The following is a 16,444-nucleotide window of genomic DNA, read 5'->3' as shown; positions in this document are numbered from 1 at the left end:
ATCGAGAGCGTTTTAGGATTTGGAAGCCAAAACCCGTATGAGTATTTCCAATTTGGGTTGGATGAAGCGGCAAAAGCAAAAATCGATGATTTAATCACTCAGCGTACCGACGCAAAAAAAGCCAAAGATTTCGCCGCTTCCGATGCCATCCGTGATGAACTCACCGCACTCGGAGTATCAATTATGGATACAGCTAGCGGAACGTTTTGGGAGATACGGGAGTGAAATTCAGCGAAATTTATAAACGATACTGGCCCTACATAAAAGGGTATAAATTTCAATATGCAATGGTTTTGATCGGTATATTATTAACGGTCACCGCTACTGCAGGTACAGCCCATATCATGCAACCGTTGATGGATAATATGTTCATCAAAAAAGAGGCGGATATGCTCTATATTATCCCCTTCTTGTTGGTAGGGATCTACATTATAAAATCCATCGGACGCTATCTTCAAGCGGTTTACAATACGTATATCGGAATGCACATTGTCTCCCGTTTACGTGAAAATCTACTGGATAAAATCGTCCGTATGGATATGCAGTTTCTCTATACTAACCGCAGCGGTGAACTGATTTCGCGAATTACTAATGACATCGCCCGTATTCAGTATTTTGTTTCCACTATGATGCCTGAACTGATTCGTGAAAGTCTCACGGTAGTTGCTTTGCTCGGCTATGTTATTTATCTTAATGCAATACTCGCATTTTGGGCACTGTTTGTGATGCCGGTGATCATATTTCCTTTACTTAAAATTACCCGTCGGCTCAAACGCCTATCACATCGTTCTCAAGAGAAAAATGCTGATTTAATGACCCGATTGACCGAAGTCTTTAACAATAGCGAAATCATTAAAGCCAATGCGACCGAAAAGTATGAAGTCACACGGTTCAAAGATGAAAATGAGCACTTTTTCAAACTCAATATGAAAACAACCTATACGAGCGAATTGGTCTCTCCACTGATGGAAATCATCGCCGCAATCGGACTGGCTACTGTTATTTTTGTTGGAGGACAACAAGTCTATTCCGGAGCTATGAGTGTCGGAGAATTTACCGCGTTTTTAACAGCCGTAGGACTCGTATTCCAACCTCTTCGCCGTGTCAGTGCAATCTACAGTAAAATTCAAGATGCCCAAGCCGCCAGTGAGCGCGTCTTTCAGATTTTCGACATTGAAAATGAGGTCAAAGACGGCATTTTATCTCTTGATGAATCGGTAAAATCGATCGAATTTAAGGATGTTTCCCTCAAATTTGGTGAAAAACTCGCACTTAATGGGATTAATCTTACGATTAACGCGGGTCAAACGGTCGCGCTGGTGGGTCAAAGCGGCGGGGGTAAAAGTTCTCTTGTTAATCTCTTACTCCGTTTTTACGATCCCTCAGAGGGAACCATCTCACTGAACCAACTGGATCTCAGGGAGTACACCCAAAACTCGCTACGCAATCAAATCGCCGCCGTATCGCAGCGGGTCTACATCCTCCAAGATACATTAGCCGCCAATGTTGCCTATGGAGCTGAAATCGATGAAGAGAGGGTGAAAATTTCACTCCAAAAAGCGGATGCTCTCGAATTTGCTTCTGCACTCCCTGAGGGTATCCATACCATCATGCAAGAGTTCGGTGCGAATCTTTCCGGCGGTCAGCGTCAGCGGATCGCTATCGCCCGTGCCATCTATAAACACGCATCACTCCTTATTTTTGATGAAGCCACCAGTGCACTGGATAACGAAAGCGAAAAGCGTATCCAAGGAGCATTACAATCGTACGCTCAAGACAAAATCACTCTGATTATCGCTCATCGCCTTAGTACAATTGAGCATGCTGATATGATTTTGTATTTTGAAGAGGGGCATATTATCGCTCGCGGAACCCATAAAGAGCTTCTCGAAACTTCAGAGAATTACCGCCGTCTTGCAGGAAAAATGGGGGAATAATCCCCTATTAATCCTTTTTTGAGTATAATCGCGTCAATTTTAACCCTTCAAGAGGCGGATGGTATGTTTGATTACGAATCTTTAAAACCCTGGCTTTTTAAACTTCAACCTGAAAGCGCTCATACCCTTGCGGCTGGACTTTTGTCATCTGCAAGCTATTGTCCCCCCCTCTTTAACGGCTGGATGGCGAAACATTTCGTAAGTCACCCTTCCCTCGCCCAAGAGCTTTTTGGACGTACCTTTTTAAACCCTGTCGGTCTTGCGGCTGGGTTTGATAAAAACGCGACAATGTTTCACGGCGTTATGTCGATGGGGTTTGGTTTCACCGAGATCGGCACCCTCACCCCAAAACCTCAAGAGGGAAATCCACGCCCCCGTTTGTGGAGACATATCGAAGAAGAATCCCTCCAAAATGCAATGGGATTCAACAATGACGGCCTTTTCCGCATCTCTCATCGTCTCAAAAACATTTACCCTTTTAGCACCCCTATCGGTGTCAATATCGGTAAAAATAAAATCACCCCTGATGATAAAGCGATCAAAGACTACACCACCCTTATCAAAGCACTCCACGAGTACGCCGATTATATGGTTATCAACATCTCTTCACCAAATACTCCGGGGTTGCGCGATCTCCAAAACGAAGCGTTTATCAGCCAGCTTTTTGCCGAAGCTAAAGCGCTCACCAACAAACCGATTCTCCTCAAAATCGCCCCAGATATGAACGAAGATCAAGCCGTAGCACTCTGTGTTCATGCGGTTGAGAGCGGAGCTGATGGAATCATCGCAACCAATACTACTATCGATTACTCTCTCGTCAGTGAACCTGAAGATATCGGGGGGCTAAGTGGTGAAGTGTTGCGTGAGCGCAGTTTTTATCTCTTTGATGCGATTGCACGTGAGCTTTATGGCAAAACAACCCTCATCAGTGTCGGGGGGATAAGTACTCCCGAAGAGGCTTATCGTCGCATTCGTGCCGGTGCTTCACTGGTTCAGATTTATACCTCATTGATTTTCAAAGGTCCTGAAGTGATCGAAGAGATCAACAGCGGTTTAATCGATTTATTGGCATCGGACGGTTTCACCTCGATCATTGAAGCAATCGGTGCAGATCGGCAATGAAAATCCTCATTGCAACAATTTTGTCTCTAGGAACCCTTATGGCCTCATCGCTCCCTCATTATGAAACGAAAATTCTCTCCAACGGATTGCAAGTCGTTGCCATCCCGATGGATAACGCTTCACAAGTTATCTCCACCGACATTTTCTATAAAGTGGGAAGTCGTAACGAAGTGATGGGGAAAAGCGGAATCGCCCATATGTTAGAGCACATGAATTTCAAATCGACAAAAAACCTCAAAGCGGGCGAGTTTGACGAAGAGGTAAAAAGTGTCGGGGGAATGAATAACGCCTCAACGGGATTTGATTTCACCCACTATTACATCAAATCCAGCAGTGAAAATCTGGGGAAATCCCTTTCGCTTTTTTCGGAACTGATGCAAAATCTTAACCTCAAAGACGAAGAATTCCAACCTGAGCGTAACGTCGTTGCCGAAGAGCGCCGTTGGAGAACCGATAACAATCCGATGGGGTATCTCTATTTTCGCCTTTTTAACAGCGCATACGTTTATCACCCTTACCACTGGACACCAATCGGATTTATGAACGATATCCAAACATGGACATTAGAAGATATCCGCTCTTTTCATGAAACCTACTATCAGCCGAAAAATGCCATTTTGATCGTAACGGGTGATATCAACCCGGCAAAAGTTTTCGAAGAAGCTGAAAAACACTTCGGAAATGTTGCCAACACCCTCGACATTCCGGTGAAAAAAGTGATCGAGCCTGAACAAGACGGCGCACGCCGAGTTGAAGTAATCAAAGAGAGTGAAGTCGAGATGCTCGCTATCAGCTTCCCTATCCCGAATTTTCAACACGCCGATCAGCCTAAACTCTCTGCCTTGAGTGAAATGCTCAGTTCTGGGAAAAGTTCACGCCTAAACCGTTTATTAGTAGACGAAAAACGGTTGGTAAATCAGGTTTATGCCTACAATATGGAAAACATCGATCCGGGTGTTTTCCTCTTTTTAGCAGTATGTAACAACGGAGTGAAAGCCGAAGAGGTGGAAAAAGAGATTTGGAATGTGATCCATACTCTCCAAAAGAAGCCCGTAGATAAAGCAGAACTGGACAAAGTAAAAATCAACACAAAATCCGATTTTATCTACTCATTGGAGAGCTCAACTTCAGTCGCCGATTTGTTCGGCAGCTATCTCGCTCGCGGAGATATAGCACCTCTGATAAACTACGAAGCAACGATTGAGGCATTAAACCCTGCAGAGATCCAAAAAGTGGCAGCACAGTACCTAATTCCCGAAAAATCAACAACGATAATCCTACGAAAAGGAAAAAAATGAATCTAGTAACAGGATCAACGACCGCCCTCATCACCCCGTTTAAAAACGGAAAACTCGATGAGCAAAAATACGCGGAACTTATTCAACGACAAATCAATAATGGTATTAACGCCGTTTGCCCCGTCGGAACAACCGGTGAAAGCGCAACCCTGACCTATGAAGAAGACCGTATTTGTATGGAGATTGCCGTAAAAGTTTGCAAGGGAACCTCTACTAAAGTCCTTGCAGGAGCAGGAAGCAACTCCACCGCCGAAGCGATCGAAGCGGCGAAAACGGCTCAAGAGTGTGGAGTTGACGCTATTTTTTCCGTTGCTCCGTATTACAACAAGCCCTCCCAAGAGGGTCTTTATCAGCACTATAAAGCCATTGCCGAATCGGTTCCGGAATTGCCGTTTATGCTCTATAACGTCCCTGGACGCACCATAGTCGATATCAGTGCCGATACCGTTATTCGCTTATTTGATGATGTTCCAAATATCTACGGAATTAAAGAGGCGACAGGGAGTATCGAACGCACCATCGAACTCCTCTCTCGCAGACCAGAGCTAAAAGTATTTAGTGGAGATGATGCGATCGATTACGCCATTCTCGCGTGCGGCGGTGCAGGTATCACCTCGGTTACCTCTAATCTTTTACCTGATTTAAAAAGTCAACTCGTAGCAAAAGCATTATCCGGTGATTTCAGCGGCTCAAGAGCACTCAACGATCACCTTTTCCCGATCAATAAAGCTCTCTTTTTAGAAGCCAACCCCGTCATGATCAAAGCGGCAATGTACATCGCTGGGCTCATCGATACCCTCGAGTATCGTCTCCCTCTCGTCGCACCAAGCACTGAGAATATGAAAAAACTCGAAACCGTACTCAAAAATTATACCATCGCAGGAGCATAAAGAATGTCAAATATGAAGGGTAAAACACTCGTAATCACCGGAGCCACCAAAGGGATCGGACAAGCCATCGCTGAAAAATTTGCACAACAGGGTGTCAATATTGCATTTACCTACAACTCTAACGGTGAAACAGCCGCTATTTTGGCCCAAGAATTAGAAAATAAATACGGTGTCAAAGCCCGTTCTTACCCTCTCAATATTTTAGAGCCGGATGAGTTTAAACCTCTCTTTGAAGCGATTGATGCCGATTTCGACCGTATCGATTTTTTCGTCAGCAATGCGATGATCTACGGTCGTCCGGTCGTCGGCGGATACGGTAAATTTATGCGTCTCAAACCACGTGGTTTGAACAACATCTATACCGCAACCGTCAACGCTTTCGTCGTCGGAACCCAAGAAGCGGCAAAACGGATGGAAAAAGTGGGCGGCGGTGCAGTTGTCACCATGTCAAGTACCGGTAATCTCATCTACATCGAAAACTACGCCGGTCACGGAACCAATAAAGCCGCTGTAGAAGCGATGGCACGCTACGCGGCAGTCGAACTCGGAGAGATGAACATCCGTGTCAACGCCGTATCAGGTGGACCAATCGACACCGACGCCCTTAAAGCATTTACCAACTACGAAGAGGTAAAAGCCGAAACGATCAAACGCTCAGCCCTTAACCGTATGGGAAGCCCGAACGACATCGCAGGAGCTGTTTATTTCCTCTGCACCGAAGAAGCAAGCTGGATTACCGGACAAACGATCATTGTTGACGGTGGGACTACATTCCGTTAAATTTAAACGCATCAGGAATAAAATCTCCTATGCTACGTTAACACTGAGTTCTCTTCAGCAGAGGGCTCACGGCGCTTGCGCCTTTTTAAAATCCTCTGCCAAATGAACTTAAAAAAAATCAATAATGGACTACTAGTGTTTAACATTCCCAATATCTTAGCATTTATCCGCCTCCTCATCGCTCCGGTGATGTTTTGGATCATCCTCAATCCACAAATCATAACGGATATGGGATGGCATGTCAGCTGGAGCTATTACATTGCGACATTGCTTTTCGTCATCGCCAGTACGACCGATTTTTTCGATGGATACGTTGCTCGTGAACTGGGTCAAATCACCATCGTCGGAGAGATTCTCGATCCACTTGCGGATAAGATGCTCACCCTCGCCGCGTTTTTGGGGCTTATGATGAGCGGTGCCGCGTCGGCTTGGGCAATCTACATCATCATCGTTCGTGAGCTTTTTATCACGGGTCTTCGAACCCTCTCCATGTCTGAGGGGATCGATGTCAGTGCCTCTATGGCGGGTAAAGTGAAAACGGTTGCCCAAATGATCGCCATCGGGTTTTTACTGATGCATTGGCCACTGGCGGATGTTTTTCTTTGGATTGCCGTTGCCCTGACCGTCTATTCGGGTGCAGAGTACCTCGTCGGTTTTGCTAAAGCGTATAAAGGAAAAATGTAATATGTCTTGGTTAGTTGCACTTCTCGTCCTTTCAGCCCTTATCTTCTTTCATGAACTCGGTCACTACAGCGCCGCACGTTTTTTCGGTGTGTATGTCGAAGTGTTCAGTATCGGTTTTGGGAAAAAACTTTTCTCCTTTCAGTGGATCGGCACCCAGTGGCAAATCTCAGCCATACCGCTAGGCGGATATGTGAAAATGAAAGGGCAAGATGATTCCGATCCAACCGCCATCAGCAGTGATAATGACAGCTACACCGCTAAAAAACCGTGGCAACGAATCATTATCCTCCTAGCAGGCCCACTGGCTAACTTTGCCCTAGCATGGGTCTTTTTTTATGCCATCGCACTAGGGGGGCCGCAAGCGCTCTCTCCTGTTATCGGTAAAATCGTCCCGGAATCTCCGGCACACCAAGCAGGACTCCAAAATGGGGATAAAATTCTCTCGATCAATGGAAAAAGTATTACGGCATGGGATGAACTTTCCGAATCGATTAAAACCTCTCAAGGGACACTAACATTGACAGTGGATCGAAACGGTACTCAAAGCTTCATCAGCCTAACACCGCGTATCAGTGAAACCACTAATCTCTTTAAAGAAAAAATTCAACAACGGATGGTGGGTATCGCTCCCGCAGGTATTACCCACACGCTCGATCTAAGTTTCAGTGAAACGATCACCTACGCATCCAAACAAACCTATGAAACCTCCTTTTTGATTTTCCAAAGCGTCCAAAAACTCCTCACCGGTGTCGTCCCAGCCAAAGAGGTGGGCGGTGTCGTGAGTATCGTCCAAATTACGGCGGATGCAACGGCGTATGGTTGGATGTCACTCCTCTTTTTCTCTGCCCTCATTTCAGTCAATCTGGGAGTCCTAAACCTCCTCCCTATCCCTGCCCTCGATGGGGGACACATCATGTTTAACCTCTATGAGATGATCCGCCGTAAAGCTCCTAGTGAAGCGGTGATTACCAAACTTACCATCGGAGGATGGGTTCTTCTTTTAGGGCTAATGACCTTAGGTCTTTATAATGACATTATGAGGTTAATACAATGACACTTTTAGAACAGAAACTCTCATTCGATCGTATTATCGAGCGCGTTGAAAAAGCCCGTTTACGTGTTAATAACCATCACATCGTTAAAATTGTCGCTGCGAGTAAATACGTGGATGCAGATGCTATCCGTAGTCTTTATGCAATCGGTCAGCGGGCTTTTGGTGAAAATAAAGTCCAAGACCTCGTAAGTAAAAGTGAAGCCTTAGACGAGCTCCCAATCGAATGGCATTTTATCGGGACCCTACAGAAGAATAAGATCAATCAACTTCTAAGTGCCCACCCTCACCTACTCCATTCCATCGATTCATTGGAACTGGCACATGCACTTAATGAACGTTTAGAACGTGAAAATATGAATCTTCGGGCACTAGTTCAAATCAATTCCGCCTATGAAGCCACCAAAAGTGGCTTCTACCCTGAAGAGATCAATGAAAAATACGCTCAAATCATGCAAGAATGTCCCCGTTTGCACTTACAAGGGGTGATGAGTATCGGAGCCCATGTGGAAGATACTGCTCTGATTCGAAAAAGCTTTGAAACGACTCGCCGTATTTATGAAACATTACCAAATGCTTCGATTTGCTCCATGGGGATGAGCGGTGATTTTGAAATGGCGATCGAATATGGTTCTAATCTCATCCGTTTGGGCTCAATTCTCTTCCCTAAAATCTAAATACTCCCCCTTTTATAGGGTATTTTTATAGCACTTTATCCCTATCCTGTGATATAATCTTGACAAATAGTGATATCCAAAAGGTTACCGGTGAAGAAGACAAAACAACGAGCAACACTTTATGCATTGGCGCTTATTGTCTTGCTTATTATTGTTTTTTTGGTAACCATTATTCAAAATAAACAACAAGTTCTCGAAGAAAAAACTTCAGCACACCGCGCATTACTACGAAATTCTTTTGATTTAGCGATACTCGATACCCAAAAAGGGTTAAATGATTTAGCCTACACACTTGCCGGAAACCGTGAGATCGTTGACGCTTTTGCAGCACAAGATCGAAAAAAACTACACCAACTCACCCTCCCTTACTTTAACAATGCAAAACGTCGTGGTGAAGTCGATACGAGTGGATTTATCAGTGCCAATGGAAATCATTTTTTACGCATTCAAAAACCGGAACAATTTGGTGATAATATTTTACATAAACGCCCCGTATTAGCCTACGCGATTAAAACACGCAAGCCTATCACTACTCTTGACGTAACCCTTTTCGACGTCGCTGTCGTTACCATTATCCCGATTTTCAAAGACAACACTTTTATCGGTATTATTCAGACCGTTGCCAATATCAACCGCGTTCAAAAACGTCTCGATGCCCATTCAGGAATCAAAAGTGCTATCGCATTTGACAGTAAAAAAATTAAAAATTTAATGCCAGATGCTCAACACATTAATTATCAAGGATATTCGCTTGTTTCCTCAAACGATTCTCTTTTTAATCACCTTCCATCAGATTTTAATTTTAATGAAAGCAATCGTTATACAATTGATAAAGCTGAGTACGTTATCGCATCACGTCCACTAACCAATTACCAAAACGAAACCATTGCAATGATGACCTGTGCTTTTGATATCACAAAGGATGTCGAAGCGTATAAAAATGAGATGCGGAATCTTCTCGTTTTTAGTGCAGTTTTACTCACAATAGTTTGGATTGTGCTTCACTACGGTTTTCAAATTCTCATTCGTCGAATTAATAAAGATGCACAAGTCACCCGAGAACTTAATGAAAAACTGATCCAGCAGCTTCACACCGATCATCTCACGTCTCTCCCTAATCGTAATGCTCTCATTCGTGATATCCATGCCAACCATTTTCATGCACTAATCCTTTTAAATATCGATAATTTTAAAGAAATTAATGATTTCTACGGTCATTCTGTTGGTGATGAAACCCTATTAGCACTCGGAAAATCGATTGAAATCGCCATTGAAAAACTCCCTATGTTACTCTATAAAATGCCTTCTGATGAGTATGCTATCGCCATTATTGAGCCTATGAGTTCAATGCAGCTTGAAACATCACGTCTTGCGATTGTTCATCATCTTCAATCCCAAAACTACGACTTGCACGGAGCAAGTATTTATGTCACCTTAACCATGGGGATTGATATTGCCTATAATAGCCGTAAAACAATCAATACTATTAATATCCTTGCAAATGCCGACATGGCACTTAAATCAGCAAAAAAGCGTCATTTGAGCTACATGCTTTATGATGAAACAATGCAAATAAAACAAGAGTATCAACACAATATTTTATGGAGTAAAAAGGTTAAAGAAGCTATTGAAGAAAAACGTTTTGCTCTCCACTATCAACCTATTATTGATGCTAAGAGTGGTGATTTGGTCGAATACGAAGCACTGATTCGAATGATTGATAAGGATGGCTCAACGATTTCTCCGAGCTACTTTCTCCCTGCAGCAAAACAATCGCGTCTTTACCCCTTTATTTCCCATTTTGTTATCGATGAAGTCTTTAAAATGCTCGAAACTACACCTCATTCTTATTCTATTAATCTCTCTGTTGATGATATTTTCGATAGTCCGACCAAAAACTTTTTAATGCAAAAACTTCGTACTACTACCCATGCTAAACGAATTATTTTCGAACTTTTAGAGAGTGAAGGGATCGAAAATTATCATGAAGTATCGTCCTTTATCGCAGAAGTAAAACGGTTTGGATGCCGTATCGCTATCGATGATTTCGGTACTGGATATTCTAATTTTGCTCATATTCTCCGTCTTGATGTCGATATTTTAAAAATTGATGGTTCCCTAATCCGTAATATCGATACCGATAGCAATGCTCAAACTATTTTAATCGCAGTAAGTGAATTTTCAAAACGACTTGGTTTTAAGACCGTTGCCGAATTTGTCCATTCTGAAGCAGTCTATAACAAATGCAAAGAATTAGGGGTAGACTATCTCCAAGGATATTACCTAGGAGAGCCAAAACCCCTTTAGAGCACTAAGGTGAAACGAAAACCTTTTCGTTCGCCCTCACACAGTGTAATCTCTCCGCCGTGCGATTCAACGATATTTTTTGAGAGCACCAGTCCTAATCCATTACCTCTTTCTTTCGTACTTTTAAAAGCTTCAAAAAGCCACTTTTTATTTTCGATCGCAATGCCGCTATCGTAAATTTCGAAGATATGAATCTCTTTCGTTTTTGTATGCGTGATTTCGATTTTCCCCTCATCTTCATCATCTAATTCAATAGCATCAATGGCATTAAAAACAAAATTTGAAAACAACATTGTTAATAAGTCCAAATCCCCAAAGAGTTCAAAATCCTCTTGAGGAAATACAAACTCGATATTTTTGGCATAGCTGTAATAACCGATGGCACTTATCAATGATTCACGTATTTGTCCCCAACGAAGTCGATTTTTTTGAGCGCTTACCCCTTTTGAAAACATCAATGTTGCTTTGATAATCCTCTCAATCCGATAAAGTGATTTTTGAATCTCTTCTACAATAGGACGGTTTTCAGGGATAACTTTTTTTAAAAGTGTGGATGCCAAAAGTGCAATAGAACCGACAGGATTTCGGATTTCATGACTCAAATGTGCCGCCATCTGCCCCATAGTTGCCAGATTTTCTTTCCGTTTTTGTTCCGTGATATCGGTCGCGCTAAAGAGATATTTTTCATTATGATGAGCCGATTTAATCAGATACGAACGATCTTCAAAATGTGCTTCATAATCTTCTTCACCAAATCGGAGTGTCTCAAACAAAGCGTTCAAAGCATTTGCCTGAGAATTTCGTAAAAAAATGGAACCATCCGTCTCAACAATCCAAATCGCGTTCGGTAAAAACTCAATCACCTGTTCAATCGTACTTTGAAGATGATTGTACGATTGGCGAAGAGATACATACTCCTCTTCGACTTTGTAGGTTTGATCGATAAGGGCTTTTAGTTCTAAGGGAGATATAGCCTCAGACATTAAAAATCACCCACATGGACTAAAATACGATATAAGCCATAAGCATCGCTAATCCCTGAGAGCTCACGAATCGAGTGCATCCCTAACGTCGGAACCCCTACATCGATCGTCTCAACACCCAGCCGTGTTGATGTGATAGGCCCGATGGTACTACCGCACCCCATATCGCTTCGGGTAACAAAGGTTTGGACAGAGACATGCAATGCCCTAGCACACTGTAGAAACCGTCCCTGTGTCCGTGCAGAAGTTGCATAACGCTGATTAGAGTTGATCTTGATTGCAACCCCTTGATTCAAAATCGGAGCGTGTTCTGCGTCATGTTTGCTCGGGAAATTCGGATGCTGTGCATGAGCATTATCACATGAAACCATGAGTGAGCGGCGCATGAGCGTTGTGAAACTCTCCCCCGCAATCCGTCGCAATGTCTCCTCCACAAACGTCCCCCCTGCCCCGACATGAGATTCACTCCCAACCTCTTCGTGATCCATACACGCCAACATCATCGGATAGGTGGTTTCGAGCAGTGCATTCATCCCAACATAGCAGCTGAGGAGATTATCCAAACGGGCACTGGTGATAAATTCGCCGTTGACCCCGACAAATGACCCTTTTTGTAGATCATAAAAACTAAGTTCATGCGCCAAAAGAGTGAGCCCCGTCGTATCGGCTTGAATCTGAGAGAGGATAAAAGTATCAATATCGATCTCTCCCGTCGCTATGAGGGGGATAATATCATTCTGGGCATTGATCGAGTGGGAACTGTTGGCTTCACGATCGAGATGGATAGCCAAAGAGGGGATAAAAGCGATGGCTCTATCGATGTTGATCAACGCCTCTTTACGCACCTCCCCTTCCAGATACACGACACGACCCGCTAACGCCAAATCACGATCAAACCACGGATTCAGCAACACTCCGCCATATGGTTCGACTCCGAGCCGTTTTACCCCTGCGGAAGTGGTCAGAGGATTAGGTTTGAGACGCAAATGGGGTGAATCGGTATGAGCACCTACGATGGTATACCCTTTTTCATCACACGGCGGATAGGTAAAGGCGATGATAGAGGAATCATTACGGGTAACGTAGTAGTCTTTATCCTCTTCGAGGTTCCACGTCTCATCTTCAGCCAGCTGGATAAACCCACGACACTCCAATGCTTTTTGAATCCATGCTACCGCATGAAACGGAGTCGGAGACGCATCGATAAAATTGATCAGTTCTTCGTTAAATTCGCGCATTAGCCTTTGTCCTTTAATTCAAAAAATAACCTCTTATCATTTTCCCGACGTCGGGAAAATGATAAGATTTTTCAGTCATAATCTTATTTATAAATATCACCACGACCATCTAATAGTTCTTGCATTTGAGTTCTTCAAAGCTAATGCTTTGACCTTGCTGTTTCTCTTGCATCGCTTTTGCAAATGCCGCTTCATCTTCGGCAGTAAACATCGTATCCATACGTTCTTGAATCTCTTCCCACATTGCCTCTGAGATCAAAACAGCCGTTTGATTGTTATTCCCACTGATGAAAATCGGCTCGTTTGTCAGTGTGACTTGCTCGATTAGGTTTTCGAAATCAAGTTGTGCGTCCGCCGCATACGACAATGCCGCGAGTATGTCCTCTTCGGTAAGTTCGGGAAAGTCTTCGATTATATCGGTAAAACTCATCTTGTTCGCGAGCATATCGAGGATATCATAGACACTGATTCGCATTCCGCGAATCGTAGGTTTACCCGAACAAATTTGAGGGTTGATGGTGATAATGGATTGGTATTCAGCCATAATAACCTCCTACAAATGTAAAATATTATAACAAATACTTGATGATACTCTCCAATAGCCATTTTGACATAAAAAATATATCGCTTAAAGAAGTAATATTTAACATAAAATCTGTTACGCTATTAATAAATAATTTTAATTTTTTAATCACTTTAGGATAAGAATGGAAGTAAAACTCAAACGACTGCTTAGTGAGAAAAAAGTGATCCCTTTTGTCGGTGCAGGTGTATCGATGGCTATCAAAAACAATGATGGAAACCAACTTTTTCCAAGTTGGTCAGAACTTTTAAAACAATTTGCAAATAATTTGGATCAATCAGGACTAACCGACGAAGCAAATTTTATAAACGGATATTTTAGACTTTCAAAATTTGATTACCTCGAAGTAGCAGATAAAATAAAAGAGTTCTATCCTTCAAAACAATCATTCAATGAACAACTAAAAGAGATTTTCGACAAACACTCATCCGAAGCCGATCAAGTGTCTCTCTCCCTTCCAAAAACCATTTGGGAACTTGAACAAAACCTCATAATCACCACCAATTACGACAAAGTTTTGCATTGGGCATCAAATAGCCCTTCTGATACAGCATATTGGGATATACAATCCATAAGTGAGCAAGGTAAAGCTTTACGAGATGGTGTTTTAAAACCAACTGTATGGCATTTACATGGTCATATTGAGCATATCGATAATTTAGTTTTAACTACTGAAAGTTATAACAAACTCTATGATAATAATGCAAATAGCGAATTTAAAGCCGCATATACTGCGTTACTAACCTTCTTAGCAAGTAAAAGCTTTCTATTTATCGGATATAGCTTAGACGATGAATTTTTTGTTAATGAACTCGAAAAAATCTGTGCTATTTTTGACGGTAATTCAAGTGAACATTATGTCTTACTGCGCCAAGGTTCTCAACTTCCTGATAAATTAAAAGGTAAAATAATTCCTATTTCCTTTGAAAATTATGGTCAACCCTTAATTGACAAAATCAAATCATTAATACCCACCACCAGTGAATCAATAGAAAGACTTCCATCCGTTACATCAATTCCTACTAAAAATAATGCAGATTATTTAACAAGCCTACCCCCAAGAAATGAAAACTTTTTAGGGCGTGTAGATGAATTAAAAAAATTAGAAGACACTCTCACAAATGAGGGGATGGTTTATGTTGTTAATGGTATTGGCGGTGTCGGGAAAAGTGAACTCTCTTATGAATATTTACATAGAAATAAAGCGCGATATAACAACATTGCCTTTTTAGAGTTCTCTGATGAAAAAACGTCTATTGAAGAACTGTTTCGTATCAAATTTAAAGACCGATTTGCTCTTTCAGAAAATGATAACCTTGATTCCATTATTAAAAAACTTCAAGGCCTCAAAACTAAAAATCTCCTTTTACTTGACAATCTACAAAACCGTGAAGATTTTGAAAAAATCAAAGCTCTCAATACCAATTTTGATCTTCTCATTACAACACGTCGTAGTGATTTAGAAACTCGCTATAGTCTCCCTCTCGAAGTTTTATCAGATAAGGATGCAAGAGCACTTTTTGTTAGATACTATCCTACAGAAGAGAATATTGATGATGTTCTCAACTATCTCGACAACCATTCACTGTTCATTTATCTCACGGCAAAAACACTTGCATCAGATTATTTGACATTAGAAGAACTCAGAGAAAACATCAAAAATGGTCAGATAGGAAAAATTGAAGCACATGATGAAAAAAGCTTTGATAAACATCTTGAACAACGATTTAAACGCCAATTCGAAGAAGAACAAAACCCCGACTTAAAACTACTCCTTCAACAGCTTTCTACTTTACCATCGATAGAAATCGAAGAGGAAAAATTACTTCGATGTATCTCAGACGAAAATACAAAAAAAAATTTAGCAAAGCTCGTACAACGAGGATGGATAACAAAAAAAGAAAATAGCTATAAACTCCATCAGATTATTAAAACATTTTTATGGGATAATTATGCTCTTCATTATGACAATGTCATTCCTATAATTGATACTATTACCCGCTATCTTGACCCGGTAGATTCAACACTGATTGCCAATAATGAATTATCTTTTATTCCTATTATTGATTCATTATTACATCTTTATGATAACCATAAAAGCAATCATATTGCAGAACTATTGGATTCACTAACACTTCTACATTATTCGACAGGAAATTATCTAAAAGCACTTGAAATACAAACATATTCTGAACAACTGAGGTTAGAACTTTTTGGCTGCGAATCCGTTGAAATAGCTAATAATTATAACCTACAAGGTGTTCTATATAGTTCAATAAGAAATCTTAAAAAAGCGTTTTCTCTATATGAAACTTCTTTAAAAATAAGAAAACAAATTCTTGGTGAAAACCATCAACTAACAGCCACTAGCTATGATAACTTGGCTAATTTATATGAAGAGTCAAAAGATTATAAAAATGCTTTGTTTTTCCACGAAAAAGCTTTAGAAATTAGAGAAAAATTATTTGGTGAAGAGCATCCTGACACACTAATCAGTTACAATAATTTAGCATGCACGTATCACAGTAAGAAAGGATACGATGAAGCTTTGGCTTTGTATCTAAAGACATTAGAATTAAGACTTAAAATGTTTGGTGAACTACACCCAGCCACTGCAACTTCTTATAATAATTTAGCAAGTTTATATCATGATACTGGAGTATTAAGCAAAGCGCTACAGTTCCATCAAAAAGGACTTGAAATTAGAAAAGTATTATTAGGTGAAAATCATCCCGACACTGCAATGAGTCATAATAATATTTCATATGTACATATGTCACTAAAACAATGCAATGAAGCATTAGAATCATCAATACGATCGATTACTATTTTAAAAAAACTTGACTATATACATCCAAGTTTAATTGATTATGAAAAACATTTAAATGAAATTA

Annotated in this window: 13 protein-coding genes and 1 pseudogene; 11 read left to right on the top strand and 3 right to left on the bottom strand. The window is 41.3% G+C overall.

The genetic code is table 11. The annotated features are described in order from the left end of the window. From PHR02_RS10200 to PHR02_RS10155, 10 genes and pseudogenes are all read left to right on the top strand, one after another. Positions 1 to 225, top strand: a pseudogene (locus PHR02_RS10200) (cysteine--tRNA ligase); the annotation flags it as partial. Next, complete coding sequence (locus tag PHR02_RS10195; RefSeq protein WP_299991798.1) at positions 222 to 1,937, top strand: ABC transporter transmembrane domain-containing protein; 1,716 nt, start codon at positions 222 to 224, stop codon at positions 1,935 to 1,937. The pseudogene PHR02_RS10200 and the gene PHR02_RS10195, both read left to right, overlap by 4 nt. 63 nt (positions 1,938 to 2,000) lie before the next feature. After that, on the top strand, positions 2,001 to 3,059 hold the full coding sequence (locus PHR02_RS10190) for a quinone-dependent dihydroorotate dehydrogenase (RefSeq protein ID WP_299991795.1): 1,059 nt from the start codon (positions 2,001 to 2,003) through the stop codon (positions 3,057 to 3,059). Beyond that, complete coding sequence (locus tag PHR02_RS10185; protein ID WP_299991793.1) at positions 3,056 to 4,357, top strand: pitrilysin family protein; 1,302 nt, start codon at positions 3,056 to 3,058, stop codon at positions 4,355 to 4,357. The genes PHR02_RS10190 and PHR02_RS10185 overlap by 4 nt, the downstream gene beginning before the upstream one ends. Further along, positions 4,354 to 5,247 carry a 4-hydroxy-tetrahydrodipicolinate synthase gene (gene dapA / locus PHR02_RS10180; protein ID WP_299991791.1) on the top strand — a complete coding sequence of 298 codons (894 nt, stop codon included), beginning with the start codon at positions 4,354 to 4,356 and terminating at the stop codon, positions 5,245 to 5,247. The genes PHR02_RS10185 and dapA overlap by 4 nt, the downstream gene beginning before the upstream one ends. A gap of 3 nt (positions 5,248 to 5,250) precedes the next feature. Beyond that, positions 5,251 to 6,027, top strand: a complete 777-nt coding sequence (locus PHR02_RS10175) for an enoyl-ACP reductase (protein WP_299991788.1) — start codon at positions 5,251 to 5,253, stop codon at positions 6,025 to 6,027. 135 nt (positions 6,028 to 6,162) lie between these two features. Next, positions 6,163 to 6,711, top strand: coding sequence for a CDP-diacylglycerol--glycerol-3-phosphate 3-phosphatidyltransferase (pgsA, locus tag PHR02_RS10170; RefSeq protein WP_299991785.1), 549 nt, complete (start codon positions 6,163 to 6,165; stop codon positions 6,709 to 6,711). Between the two features lies 1 nt (position 6,712). After that, entirely contained in the window at positions 6,713 to 7,765 is a 1,053-nt protein-coding gene (rseP, locus tag PHR02_RS10165) for an RIP metalloprotease RseP (protein WP_299991782.1), read from the top strand. After that, entirely contained in the window at positions 7,762 to 8,439 is a 678-nt protein-coding gene (locus PHR02_RS10160; protein ID WP_299991779.1) for a YggS family pyridoxal phosphate-dependent enzyme, read from the top strand. Before rseP ends, PHR02_RS10160 begins: the two co-directional genes overlap by 4 nt. A gap of 90 nt (positions 8,440 to 8,529) precedes the next feature. Next, positions 8,530 to 10,746: an EAL domain-containing protein gene (locus PHR02_RS10155; RefSeq protein WP_299991776.1), complete on the top strand. Its 2,217-nt coding sequence runs from the start codon at positions 8,530 to 8,532 to the stop codon at positions 10,744 to 10,746. On the opposite strand, the gene PHR02_RS10150 is transcribed toward PHR02_RS10155, so the two are convergent. The 3 genes from PHR02_RS10150 to PHR02_RS10140 all read right to left on the bottom strand — a co-directional run bounded on the left by PHR02_RS10150 (position 10,743) and on the right by PHR02_RS10140 (position 13,511). Further along, positions 10,743 to 11,729, bottom strand: coding sequence for a HAMP domain-containing sensor histidine kinase (locus PHR02_RS10150; protein WP_299991774.1), 987 nt, complete (start codon positions 11,727 to 11,729; stop codon positions 10,743 to 10,745). The genes PHR02_RS10155 and PHR02_RS10150 overlap by 4 nt on opposite strands. Then, positions 11,729 to 12,967 (bottom strand): M18 family aminopeptidase, encoded by a 1,239-nt coding sequence (locus PHR02_RS10145; RefSeq protein WP_299991772.1) that lies wholly within the window; start codon positions 12,965 to 12,967, stop codon positions 11,729 to 11,731. Before PHR02_RS10145 ends, PHR02_RS10150 begins: the two co-directional genes overlap by 1 nt. 109 nt (positions 12,968 to 13,076) lie before the next feature. Continuing rightward, a complete protein-coding gene (locus tag PHR02_RS10140; protein ID WP_299991771.1) occupies positions 13,077 to 13,511 on the bottom strand; it encodes a type II toxin-antitoxin system prevent-host-death family antitoxin in 435 nt (144 codons plus the stop codon). 163 nt (positions 13,512 to 13,674) lie between these two features. Here PHR02_RS10140 and PHR02_RS10135 point away from each other — a divergent pair. Continuing rightward, positions 13,675 to 16,444: tetratricopeptide repeat protein (locus PHR02_RS10135; protein WP_299991769.1), on the top strand; the 2,770-nt coding region annotated here is incomplete at its 3' end.

Source organism: Sulfuricurvum sp., from assembly GCF_028688295.1.
Taxonomy (GTDB): Bacteria; Campylobacterota; Campylobacteria; order Campylobacterales; family Sulfurimonadaceae; genus Sulfuricurvum.
Note: the sequence above shows the minus strand (reverse complement) of the source record. Positions and strands in the feature narration are given on the sequence as shown.

Coding starts and splice junctions, on each gene's coding strand:
- PHR02_RS10190 (WP_299991795.1), top strand. CDS start 2,001: ATGTTTGATTACGAATCTTTAAAACCCTGGCTTTTTAAACTTCAACCT.
- PHR02_RS10185 (WP_299991793.1), top strand. CDS start 3,056: ATGAAAATCCTCATTGCAACAATTTTGTCTCTAGGAACCCTTATGGCC.
- dapA (WP_299991791.1), top strand. CDS start 4,354: ATGAATCTAGTAACAGGATCAACGACCGCCCTCATCACCCCGTTTAAA.
- PHR02_RS10175 (WP_299991788.1), top strand. CDS start 5,251: ATGTCAAATATGAAGGGTAAAACACTCGTAATCACCGGAGCCACCAAA.
- rseP (WP_299991782.1), top strand. CDS start 6,713: ATGTCTTGGTTAGTTGCACTTCTCGTCCTTTCAGCCCTTATCTTCTTT.
- PHR02_RS10160 (WP_299991779.1), top strand. CDS start 7,762: ATGACACTTTTAGAACAGAAACTCTCATTCGATCGTATTATCGAGCGC.
- PHR02_RS10150 (WP_299991774.1), bottom strand. CDS start 11,729: ATGTCTGAGGCTATATCTCCCTTAGAACTAAAAGCCCTTATCGATCAA.
- PHR02_RS10145 (WP_299991772.1), bottom strand. CDS start 12,967: ATGCGCGAATTTAACGAAGAACTGATCAATTTTATCGATGCGTCTCCG.
- PHR02_RS10140 (WP_299991771.1), bottom strand. CDS start 13,511: ATGGCTGAATACCAATCCATTATCACCATCAACCCTCAAATTTGTTCG.